This is a genomic window from Thiomicrorhabdus marina (genome assembly GCF_017571465.1).
GTDB classification, from domain to species: Bacteria; Pseudomonadota; Gammaproteobacteria; order Thiomicrospirales; family Thiomicrospiraceae; genus Thiomicrorhabdus; species Thiomicrorhabdus marina.
Map to the genome: position 1 here is coordinate 1 of NZ_JAGETV010000075.1, position 349 is coordinate 349.

The 349-nt window shown below is 51.6% G+C and carries 1 rRNA gene; it reads right to left on the minus strand.

What is annotated here, in order from left to right:
* A 16S ribosomal RNA gene (locus J3998_RS13605) occupies positions 1–349 on the minus strand; the annotation flags it as partial.

Genomic DNA, 349 nt, shown 5'->3' on the forward strand with positions numbered 1-349 from the left:
TTAATAAGGCCAACAGCTAGTTGACATCGTTTACGGCGTGGACTACCGGGGTATCTAATCCCGTTTGCTACCCACGCTTTCGCACCTCAGCGTCAATTTTAGTCCAGGAAGGCGCCTTCGCCACTGATGTTCCTCCAGATATCTACGCATTTCACAGCTACACCTGGAATTCCCCTTCCCTCTACTAAATTCTAGACTGCCAGTATCAGATGCAGTTCCCAGGTTGAGCCCAGGGCTTTCACAACTGACTTAACAATCCGCCTACGCGCGCTTTACGCCCAGTAATTCCGAATAACGCTTGCACCCTCTGTATTACCGCGGCTGCTGGCACAGAGTTAGCCGGTGCTTC